At 42.2% G+C, this 8,102-nt stretch carries 5 protein-coding genes; all 5 read left to right on the plus strand.

The genetic code is table 11. The features are described 5' to 3' along the window. Positions 1–339, plus strand: a 339-nt coding sequence (locus tag A3735_RS11660; protein WP_369820528.1) for a serine O-acetyltransferase, incomplete at its 5' end; no start/stop codon positions are given. Between the two features lie 100 nt (positions 340–439). Beyond that, complete coding sequence (locus tag A3735_RS11665) at positions 440–1,507, plus strand: glycosyltransferase family 2 protein (protein ID WP_197476022.1); 1,068 nt, start codon at positions 440–442, stop codon at positions 1,505–1,507. 30 nt (positions 1,508–1,537) lie between these two features. Continuing rightward, a complete protein-coding gene (locus A3735_RS11670; RefSeq protein ID WP_197476023.1) occupies positions 1,538–2,704 on the plus strand; it encodes a hypothetical protein in 1,167 nt (388 codons plus the stop codon). A 252-nt stretch (positions 2,705–2,956) separates the two neighbouring features. Then, positions 2,957–6,937, plus strand: coding sequence for a VCBS repeat-containing protein (locus A3735_RS28900; RefSeq protein WP_082885873.1), 3,981 nt, complete (start codon positions 2,957–2,959; stop codon positions 6,935–6,937). 107 nt (positions 6,938–7,044) lie between these two features. After that, a complete protein-coding gene (locus A3735_RS32550) occupies positions 7,045–7,953 on the plus strand; it encodes an acyltransferase (RefSeq protein WP_068515652.1) in 909 nt (302 codons plus the stop codon). Positions 7,954–8,102: the final 149 nt, after the last annotated feature.

Here is an 8,102-nt window from a genome sequence, read left to right on the forward strand (position 1 = left end):
AAGTTACTTAACCAATGCGTTATTGGTTTAAGGGCTGATTTTGATAAAGGTTTTGTGCTGATGCACCCCGTTGGTGTTGTCATCAATTCCAATGTTCAAGGTGGACAGCGGATAGTCGTCGAGAGTGGTGTTGTAATCGGCGGTGAAAAAGGAAAAACACCTTGCCTGGGGGGAAATATTTTTATTGGTGCTGGCGCGAAGGTTATTGGTGGTGTCAGTGTAGGGGATAATACCAAAGTCGGTGCGAATGCTGTCGTGGTGAAGGATGTGAGTCAAGGGGATACAGTTGTTGGTATTCCTGCTAAGCCTGTTAAAAGAGTGAAAAAGATTGATGCTTGAAATGATATTTTGGATATCTCTCGCTTTAGTGGTTTATAGCTATGCGCTATATCCGCTTGTACTAATTTGCTTGAGCAGTTTCCGGCAGGCCAAAAAAGATATGTCATTTGTCCTGAAGAAAGACTCTAGAAGAGCAGATAATGTGCTTGAGAGTGATTTACCTGCTGTGGGTGTGATTATATCTGCCTTCAATGAGAGCGACTGTATTGCTGACAGAGTTAAAAACCTTCAAGAATTAAATTATCCAAAAGATAAAATTAAGTATTATATTGGCTCTGATGGTAGTAAAGATGATACCTCAAGCATTTTGTCAGCTATTGAAGATCCAAACCTGGTATTCATTGATTTTGAGGAAAATCGTGGTAAAGCTTCTGTTTTAAATGACTTGGTAAATCAAGCTGAAGAGGAGTTGCTAGTTTTTTCAGATGCGAATACAGAGTTTCAGGCGGATTCTATTCGTATGCTCGTGCGGCATTTTCAAGGGGATAACCAGGCTGACGCAGTGTGTGGAGAGCTGGACCTATATGCGGAAGAGACTGGTGAAAACTTAGATAGTGCCTACTGGCAGTATGAAAGAATATTGAAGTTTAATGAGTCTAGAATTTCGGCTTTATTAGGGGCAAATGGAGCGATTTACCTTATTCGTAAGCAGCTTTATAAGCCGATACCTCCCGACACTGTAGTAGATGACTTTACGATTGTTTTTCAGGTTGCTGTCGATGGCGGCGTTGTTAAATACGAGCCTGAAGCGGTTGCTCGTGAAGAGGTTGCGCCTTCTTCAGCTGATGAATATAAGCGTCGTGTTCGAATTGGTGCTGGAAATTTTCAGGCTTTCAGTCGCTTTTTGGCAGTGCTGAGTCCTCAGTATGGTGCCTTATGGTTCTCATATATCTCTCATAAAGTACTTCGCTGGCATGCACCGCATTTATTGCTTGTTGCCTTTTTCTGTTCGTTGGTTCTTTCATTTAACTCTTTCTTATACTCAAGTTTATTCATTATTCAGTTATTAGTTTATTTTGCTAGTTACCGTTGTAGAGACTCACTGATTTCAAACAAGTTGGTCAAGCTGGTTATCTTTTGGGTGAATATGAATTTTGCTTTAGGGCACGGAGCTTTGCGCTACTACAGTGGTGGTGTTAAAGGAACATGGGATAGCACAAATCGCTAAGGTTAGGCTTAGAAAAGGAAGGGGAATATTTTGTTTGGTTTGATTAGTGGTCTGGTAGTGTTATGTCTAGCGGTGTTCGCATTGGCTGTTGTCATGATACGAAAAAAGAACATGCACATATGGTTGGGGCATTATATTTCTATCAGGCTTAAAGGTAAGCCAAAGGTAGATGGGCCAGTGCACATCATGTTTTGTTTTGTGGATCACTATGAACCTCAGTGGGGGCGCCCGAATAGTCTAGAGGTTGAGCGGCAACGAGTTGATCGTTGGCATCAGGAGTATCCTGCTGCTTTTGGCCATATTCTAGATGCTGATGGTTGCTTGCCTAAGCATAGTTATTTTTACCCTGAAGAAGAATATCGTAAAGAACACTTGGATAAGTTGCAGGACCTTTGTGCTCAAGGTTTTGGTGAGCTTGAAATACATTTGCACCATGAAGATGATACGAGTGATAACCTGCGTGAAACATTGACTCGTTTTGCAAAAACCTTAAATGAAGAGCATGAAGGCTTGGCTGTTAATCCGGAAACTGGTTTGCTCTCTTATGGTTTTATTCATGGCAACTGGACTTTGGATAATTGTCATCCGGAAGGTAAATGGTGTGGGGTCAACGACGAGTTGATTGTGCTAAAGGAAACAGGTTGCTACGCAGACTTTACCCTGCCTTCTGCTCCCAGTGAGACCCAAACCTCAACGGTAAACTCGATATATTATGCTACTGACGACCCATTGCGGCCTAAGTCTCATGATAAAGGAGTGAAGGTAAAAGTGGGGCGTGAGTCATCTGGTGATTTGATGATTATCCAGGGGCCTCTGTGCCTGAACTGGAAAGAGAGAAAATGGGGGGTTATGCCGAAAATAGAAGCGGGTGATGTTCGCAAGTCAATACCCCCTTCTGAACACCGTGTTGATATGTGGGTGGATCAACATATTCATGTTGAGGGGCGGCCGGAATGGGTATTCGTCAAAATACATACACATGGTACGCAAGAGATGGATATCGATACATTGTTAGGTGAACCTACAGTAAAAATGTATGAGTACCTGGCTTCAAAATATAATGATGGCGAGAAGTATAAGATGCATTTTGTTTCATCAAGAGAAATGTATAACATCGTAAAAGCTGCAGAAGCAGGAAAGACGGGTAACCCTAATAAATTCCGAGATTTCTTGATACCTAAGCCTAAGGGGGTTTAAAAAAGCTTGTCATTTTATTGACGTATTTAGGTGTCATTAGTGTTGGCTATTCGTCGCGCAGTGTGTTGAATTAGTCTAAGTAAAATGCTTTTAAGAGCGTTAGAGTAGTGGTTACAAAATTAATGTATTTTTTGCTAGATATGTCTGCAGCTTGACCTACTTTTGTTATGTAAGGGTCAAACTTTTTTACATTTGTCATTCGTTAAGAATTTTAAGAGGTACATCACGATGAAAGCTTTAAGATCGTGTTTTATGAGATATAGTGCTGGAGCATGTCTACTCATAGCGGGGACATCAGTTCATGCGTTAAATACGCAGATCACCTTACAAGCTGATAGTGAAGTAACGCCGACAAACTCTGAGGTCGTCACCTTTGGTTTGCCTCTGGCAGCGGGTGAAGTGACTGATATTTCGGAAATCAAGGTTCTGAATGGTTCAACGGAATTAGCAGCCTACGTTGAAGGTGGCTTACGTTACCATTGGTCTGATAACTCTATTCGTTCGGTGACAATCCAGCTGCAAAATGTCGATATGACCGGTGGTAATATAGACCTGACAATTACAGATGGTGGTGCAGCAGTCACACGCTTGTCTGAAGTTGCACACTCTCTAGGTTGGGCGGCTGCAGGCGCAGATAAAAATAACCTGCCTTACCCACGAATTTTTGCCTTGCACGATACAAGCTATTTGTCCGAGTCAGGCCTGATTCCTCCTTATGTGCCCTCAAGTGGTTCGTCAGACGGTTTTGAGCAATACCAAGTAGGGCAGTTCGAAAATTGGGCTGGTGGGCTTGATTATAGCGCTTCCAGTGGAGGTAATTGGTTGTTTGATCGATCAAGTGCCATGTTCAAAGCGTATATGTCTACTGGGCGGGTAGAATTCTTAAAAGAGGCATTCCTATCGAAGCAGTTCTACTTCTCGCATGTGCGGAATGATGGAACGGCCCCGGCAATGGCTGGTGGTGATGGTTGTTTTACATTTGGTGGTGTTGCTTGTGCTGATGGGAAATATATTGCTCCGCAGCAGGCTAAATTGAGCTGGGCCCTTACTGGCGATGATAGTCAATGGGATGATCCATTAATTACCAATATGGCGTTACAATCTGACTTGGGATGGAATCAATATGGTACGAGAGACACCTTTAATAACGAGAATGAAGGTTTTACTGAGCGCGGGGCAGGTATAGCAGGACTAGCAGAGATTAATGCCTATGAAATGACGGCTGATTCAACGGTTTTAGCTCACCTTAATGAGCGAATTAACTCTCTGAAAGATATGCAGCAAACTGAAAAAACCTGGGATGTAGAAAATGGTTGGACACCGAAAAGTGGTGGCTTTACTCATAATATCGATGTTCACGAAGGTGTGCATAATGAGGGGAGTGCACCATTAGGTGATAGTAGCTCTAGAGGCTTCTCAGCATGGATGACTGAGAATATCGTAGATTTCCTCTGGCAAGCTTACTGGATAACAGGAAATACCGATGCGCCAGAAATGCTAAGACGCATCGCGTCTGCAGTTGAAAATTATGGCTTTACCTCGAATTACAATTCAGAGCTAGGACAGTATGTAAGGAAGGAGGGTTTTACCGGGTATAATAAAACTAAGAGCTGTAATACTACCGGTGCCGAAACAGACTTAGTTTACATGGCGAGTGCTCATGCCCCGTTATCATCTCGGATTAGTGATGACTGGTGGCCCTATTACTCTGATACACATAATATTGAAACAGTTTTGACTCTCGGTGCAGGTTACTACTTTGAAACCGATGAGGCTAAAAAGGTTCAGCTTTCTACTCGAATCGGTAAGATTATCGAAGGCTGGGTAAACCCGAACTGCGCAGAGGTCTTTAGCAATGTTTATAGGCTTTTCAATTGGCAGCATCGTTCTAACTCTGTTCGTACATGGCAGTGGGTTGCAGAGCAAAGTGGCGTAGAGGTTGTGACTCCAGCACAAAGTTTACCACTGGCTCCAGGTTTATTTGTGGCTCGAATAGTTAGTACAGGTGGTACGGATTCTGGCAGCACAGGTGGTACAGATTCCGGCAGCACAGGTGGTACAGATTCCGGCAGCACAGGTGGTACAGATTCTGGCAGCACAGGTGGTACAGATTCTGGCAGCACAGGTGGTACAGATTCTGGCAGTACAGGTGGTACAGATTCTGGCAGTACAGGTGGTACAGATTCTGGCAGTGCAGGTGGCGATATCATCCCTGTTTTTGTAGCGACGGCATCTTGCTCGGCTGGGGATGATCCTCACTGGCAATGTGGTGGTCAGTGGAGCGATATTCAGAATGTCGCTGATAGTGACTTTATCGCAATATGCCCGGGCGCTGAAGGCGGAAATTACTCTGATTGTGCTGACGATGATACATTTGTTTTATTCTCAAACGTTACTTCAAATGATGGCTTTTTTGTTTGCTCTGATGATGTCAACCTTGGGGGCGGGCGTAATGGATGCAGTGGCTCTAAATATGTAAGAGAAGCTAATTTTGGGAGTATTGATAGCGTTGTTACTGAACAAGGAGGTAGCGATGACTCTTCTGCTGGTACTGGTGGCGGTGAAAATAATGACTCTTCTGTAGGTGCAGGTGGTAGTGAAGTCTCCTTCGCTGATGTGACGATTAATGCTTTTCCAGATTTTATAAGTGGTCAGGCAGCTGTAGTGGCACCTTTTGAAGCAGATCTTGCACACCTTAATGCAGATGGCTGCCTAGATGCATTTATTACTTCTCATGCAACTACTGATCCTGATGGAATATATATACAGGACAATGCTGGAGGTGTGTGTCAGGGGACATTTAGCTACTTAGCGAATGATTATTCTATAAGCGGGCCTTCTAATAGGCGGATTACTTCATGGGTAATGCTGTTAGACCTAGATGGTGATTCCGATACTGATATATTAGGGGCCGATGTAGATGGTAACCCTTCTTTAGCTGCTCTTATGAATAGCGGCGAAGAAAGCTACTCAGGAGTTTCAGGCTGTTTATATGATGTTGATCGATGTTTGCCGATAGATTTTAATGGGGATGGAGATATTGAACTTATTTCAGCGCCTTTGGTTGGAGTTGGTTTTAATTCTAGTTTAAATAGCGTTAATGCAGGTACAGGAATATTTGGATCAATATATAGTTGGCCAGAAAGAACTGTTTTATATACTCCTGATTGGAACAATATATCTGAGCCAAATTTAACGCGTGCATGGTCGACCTCTTTAGTTTTTGATGCTAACAATGATTCATACCCTGATATGGTTAATCCTCAGCTTAACTTGATTTGGTTTAATAGTCCTTCAGGATTTTCAGATGCAGTTTCTGGAAATTTTGTAGCCTCCTCATCAATGTTTGATACTTCTTATTCTATTGACTCGGCGCAACACTCAAACCCACACCAACAGATACCAATTGACTACGATAATGATGGTGATTTGGATATCTTTAAGATTAGAGTGTATAAAGGCGGAAATAATTCTATTGATTTAGCGGATGGCGACAATGATGGTGATGGTATATGGTTGCTTGAGAATGACGGGACGGGCAGGTTTACCGATGTTTCAGTTACTGAGTTGTCAGGGTTAACTCTAAACTCTTTAACGTATCAAACTACATATGCAGGCTTAGGTGCTGGAGACTTCAATAATGATGGTTTGACGGATATTAGAGCTGATTGGCTAACTGGAGGGGGCTTTGAAGCGCCTTGTGGCATACTTATTAATGGTGGAACAGGGAACTGGAAGAAGGAAGCGTATTCATGCGGAAATGTTTTAAGTACGTCTGGTGGAAGAGTAGCTGCAGCAGGTGGGGCTTCTAAAACTGTGGTGGCGCATGGCGATTACGATAACGACGGTCGTTTGGATTTATTTTCCTCTAATTCTCAACCTAGCGCTAATAAAGATACCCTTAATTTGTTACGTAACACGGGACCAAGTAATAACAATTGGTTAGCATTCCAGGTTAAGGATGCGCCGACTACAGAAGGCTTGCACTCAAGAGTAGTGATACGAAACTCTGAAACTGATAATATTTTGTGTACGAGAGAGATTTATATTGCGCAACAATACGGTGGTTCGAGCGAGCATTGTGGTCTTGGTAGCGTAAGTACTGTGGACATCTCTGTTCAGTACCCTAATGGAGGAAGACTAGTTTCCTATCAAGATGTTGGTGTAAACCAGTTTTTGATGCTGAGGTTAGATGGCTCAGCAGAAGTATGGGCCCCAGGTTCAGGTATGTAGTCTAATTTCTTTATAGAAACTGCGCAAAGTTTCACTTTGTGCAGTTTTTTTTTACCTAGTAATTACTGATAGAATACAAGGATAGCTTAAACCTTGATATTAAATGGATGTACTTTGTGTCAATAAATTATACTGCTTCGCTTGACGGCCTGAGAGGTTATGCTGTTTTATCGGTAATACTTTTTCACTGTGGCATACTCTATTGGGGGTGGCTTGGTGTACAGCTATTTTTTGCACTCTCGGGTTTTCTAATAACCTTGAGCTTATTTTCAGGCAAGGAAAAGAGTTTTAAGCTATATCTTAAAAACTTTTATGTTCGAAGAGCTTTGAGGATTTTTCCTCTATACTTTTTATTCCTATTTATCGTGTTCATAATCTCCTTAGTGGTCGGTGAGTCTTTAGATCAACGAGGCTGGCTTCATCTTCTTACCTATACTTTCAATATCTATAGAGCCTCTGAGTCTTACTCTCACTCAGAATTATATGGTCATCTGTGGTCGTTGTCAGTCGAAGAACAGTTTTACCTTATATGGCCATTTGTGATCTATTTCTACTCTAGGGGCTTGAAAAGTTTAATTGTTTCTCTTTTATCGTTCTATCTTGTGGCAAAGCTCTTGTTAATGCTTTTAGTGTCTTGGGGTGCCTTAGATCGTGACTTTGTAGTAACGCAGCTTTATTTTCAAACTTTCTCACAAGCAGATGCGTTTTTGTATGGCTCTCTCGTTGCTCTGATTCATAAGAATGGTGGGCAAGCTCCATATAAGTTTTGTATGAGTGTCGTTGTTGCTGTCACTTTATTTTGTGTGATCGGGGAGGTTTTGGCTCAGCAATCACTATTTTCTGCAATGAGACTAATGTCTTCACCGGCTATGTTTGATAATAACTGGGGGTTTGGTATTGGTTATACTATAGTAGGCTTCTCCTCGTTAGCACTTATACTATACGTGTTGTATTCCTCGTCAAAGCTCAAAGCTATATTATTCCCCCTGTGTCAGGATAGTTGTCGCCTCTGTTAATTTTTAATAATTGAATAGGAGGCGGTAAGAGAATATGAGTGAAGCATTATTCAAAAGAGTTTAAAGAAGCCATTGTTAAGAAGTGGCTTGAAAGTGGGTTATCATTAAGAACGTTTTCAGCCCAGGAAAACATAAACCTATCCACCTTG

Source organism: Oleiphilus sp. HI0061 (genome assembly GCF_001635675.1).

What these genes read in the sequence shown, in the direction of transcription:
- A3735_RS11665 (WP_197476022.1), top strand. Translation starts at nt 440, where the DNA reads ATGTCATTTGTCCTGAAGAAAGACTCTAGAAGAGCAGATAATGTGCTT.
- A3735_RS28900 (WP_082885873.1), top strand. Translation starts at nt 2,957, where the DNA reads ATGAGATATAGTGCTGGAGCATGTCTACTCATAGCGGGGACATCAGTT.
- A3735_RS32550 (WP_068515652.1), top strand. Translation starts at nt 7,045, where the DNA reads ATGTACTTTGTGTCAATAAATTATACTGCTTCGCTTGACGGCCTGAGA.